Here is a 3,030-nt window from a genome sequence, read left to right as displayed (position 1 = left end):
CCATGGGCGTGCTCAGCCCGCCGACTCCGGCGTCGTGCGGGCTGAGCACGCCCATGGTCACCAGGACGATGATCACGACGCCGAGCGCGATGCGGTACCAGACGAACGGCATGAAGCTCTTGGTCGAGATGAACTTCATGAACCAGGCGATCACCGCGTACCCGGTCACGAAGGCGACGATCGTCGCGAAGACCGTCGGGCCCCAGGAGACGTGCCCGCCCTCCGCGGCGTCCTTGAGCTCGAACAGGCCGGAGGCCAGCACCGCGGGGATGGCGAGCAGGAAGGAGTAGCGGGCCGCGGCCTCGCGCCGGTAGCCCATGAACAGGCCGCCGCTGATGGTGGCGCCGGAGCGGGAGACGCCCGGGATGAGGGCCATGGCCTGGCAGAAGCCGTAGATCAGGCCGTCCTTGACGGTCAGGTCCTCGAGCTGCTTGCGCTGCTTGGCCGCGCGGTGCCGGCCGCCGCCCTCGTCCCGCGCCGCGAGGCGGTCGGCGACGCCGAGGACGATGCCCATGCCGATCAGCATCGCCGCGGTGATCCGCAGATCGCGGAACGGGCCCTCGATCTGGTCCTTGAGCGTCACCCCGAGCACGCCGATCGGGATCGAGCCGACGATGACGAGCCAGCCCATGCGCGCGTCGTGGTCCCGGCGCATCTCCTTGTTCGTCAGCGAGCGGGTCCAGGCCGACAGGATCCGCCCGATGTCCTTGCGGAAGTAGATCAGCACCGCGGCCTCCGTGCCGATCTGGGTGATCGCGGTGAAGGCCGCGCCCGGGTCCTCCCAGCCGGAGAAGGCCGCGGTCAGCCGCAGGTGCGCGCTGGAGGAGACGGGGAGGAACTCGGTCAGCCCCTGGACGAGTCCGAGGATGAGGGATTCAAACCAAGACATGAGGTAACGGAGTCCAAGTGCCGATCGTGGAACGGGCGACGGGCACACCGCACCGCGGTGCGCGGTGATCGATGATCCGGCGTGCCGAGGGGGAAGCGTAGCGCCCCAAGATGACGGGCCCTCCACAGGGGCTTCACGGCCCGCCGGAGCCCGGTGCGCCCCGGGCGGCGGCTCAGGTCGTGGCCGGGCCGCCCACCGTCCACCCCGGAGTCCGCGGGTGGGGCGTCAGGTCCTCGTGGCGCACCCGGTCGCCGCAGGCCCGGCAGGTGACGACCGGGACGAGTTCGTCGCCGCAGACGTGCTCGAGCACCATGGGCCGGTCGCCGTCCGGGCGGAGGTGGCGGTTGCCCCACTCCATCAGGGTCAGCAGGACGGGCTCCAGCTCCAGCCCCGCCCGGGTGGGCCGGTACTCGAAGCGCTGCGGGCGCTCGCTGTAGGGCCGCTTGGTCAGCACCCCGGCCTCGACGAGCCGCTTCAGCCGTGTGGCCAGGATGTCGCGCGGCGCGCCGATGTTGCGCACCAGCTGGTCGAAGCGGCCGTTGCCGAGGCACACCTCGCGCAGGACGAGCAGGGAGTACTTCTCGCCGACGAGGGCCAGGGTGTCGGCGATCGAGCAGGGGCGCGGGTCTTTGGGGGCGGCCATACCGCCGAGTCTAAGGGAGGGTTTGTATTTCCAACTCTCCACGCTATGGTGAGTTCGGATTTCCTACTCACTGGTAGTCGCCGGTCGCCGCCCGGGCGGTCGAGGAGGCCGAGGAGGCCCGCACCATGCGTGACGCAGTCGTCGTCGAAGCCGTACGCACCCCCATCGGCAAGGGCAGGCCAGGCGGCGCCCTCGCCCACGTCCACCCCGTCGAGCTCCTCGCCCACACCCTGCGCGCCCTCGTCGAGCGGTCCGGTGTCGACCCGGCGCTGATCGACGACGTCATCGGCGGCACCGTCGACCAGGTCGGCGAGCAGGCCATGAACACCACCCGCTACGCCGTCCTGTCGGCCGGCCTGCCCGAGTCCGTCCCGGCGACCACCGTGGACCGCCAGTGCGGCTCCTCCCAGCAGGCCGTGCACTTCGCGGCGCAGGGCGTCATCTCCGGCGCGTACGACCTCGTCGTCGCCTGCGGGGTGGAGTCCATGAGCCGGGTGCCGATGTGGTCGAACGTCCCCGCCGGCAAGGACCCGTTCGGCCCCGGGGTCGCCGAGCGCTACCCGGACGGGCTCGTCCCGCAAGGCATCAGCGCGGAGCTCATCGCCGCGAAGTGGTCCCTCACCCGCGAGCGGATGGACGCCTTCGCCGTCTCCTCGCACCGCAGGGCCGCCGCGGCGTGGGACGCCGGTCTGTTCGACGCCGAGGTCGCGCCCCTGGAGGGCGTCGCCCGCGACGAGTGCGTACGGCCGGACAGCACCCCCGAGGTCCTGGCCGGCCTCCGGCCCGCCTACCACGACCCGGCCTTCGCCGAGCGCTTCCCGCAGATCGAGTGGAACGTCACGGCGGGCAACGCCAGCCCGCTCAACGACGGCGCCTCCGCCGTGCTCATCACCTCGAGCGAGACCGCGGCCCGGCTGGGCCTGCGTCCGCTCGCCCGGCTGCACAGCTTCGCGGTCACCGGCTCCGACCCGCTGCTGATGCTCACCGGGGTCGTCCCGGCGACCGAGAAGGTGCTGCGCCGCGCCTCCCTGTCCCTCGACGACATCGACCTGTTCGAGGTCAACGAGGCGTTCTCCAGTGTGGTCCTGGCCTGGCAGCAGGAGACCGGCGCCGACCTCGCCAAGGTCAACGTGCACGGCGGCGCCGTCGCGATCGGCCATCCGCTGGGCGCCAGCGGCACCCGGCTGACGACGACCCTGGTCCACGCGATGCGCGAACGCGGCGCGCGGTACGCCCTGCAGACCATGTGCGAGGCGGGCGGGCTCGCCAACGCCATGGTGCTGGAGCGGATCTGACGCCCCGCCGGCGGGCACCGCGCTCACGGGCGGGGTGCCCGCCGGCTCAGTGCCCGCGCAGCCGGTGCCGTTTGCGCCACGCCACCGCCGCGCCCACCAGACCCGGTACGGCGATGCAGGCCAGCGCGATCAGGAAGGCCGGGGAGGTCGGTGTCGAGGCGCGGGCGCCGGCCACCGCGTAGGCGGCGGTGTTCGGGATCGAG

The 3,030-nt window shown here is 72.4% G+C and carries 3 protein-coding genes; 1 reads left to right on the top strand and 2 read right to left on the bottom strand.

Translation table 11 applies throughout. The features are described from left to right. Together B7L92_RS37855 and B7L92_RS37850 are read right to left on the bottom strand one after the other, a co-directional pair. On the bottom strand, nt 1-889 hold an 889-nt coding region (locus B7L92_RS37855; RefSeq protein ID WP_081241617.1), incomplete at its 3' end, for an undecaprenyl-diphosphate phosphatase. 172 nt (nt 890-1,061) lie between these two features. After that, the gene (locus B7L92_RS37850; RefSeq protein WP_081241616.1) at nt 1,062-1,532 is read right to left on the bottom strand and encodes a winged helix-turn-helix transcriptional regulator; all 471 of its coding nucleotides are present in this window, start codon (nt 1,530-1,532) and stop codon (nt 1,062-1,064) included. A 125-nt stretch (nt 1,533-1,657) separates the two neighbouring features. Between B7L92_RS37850 and B7L92_RS37845 the strand changes: the two genes are divergently transcribed. Further along, nucleotides 1,658-2,827: a thiolase family protein gene (locus B7L92_RS37845; protein ID WP_081241615.1), complete on the top strand. Its 1,170-nt coding sequence runs from the start codon at nt 1,658-1,660 to the stop codon at nt 2,825-2,827. Nucleotides 2,828-3,030 lie beyond the last annotated feature (203 nt).

The organism is Streptomyces viridosporus (assembly GCF_002078235.1).
Classification (GTDB): Bacteria; Actinomycetota; Actinomycetes; order Streptomycetales; family Streptomycetaceae; genus Streptomyces; species Streptomyces viridosporus.
Note: the sequence above shows the minus strand (reverse complement) of the source record. Positions and strands in the feature narration are given on the sequence as shown.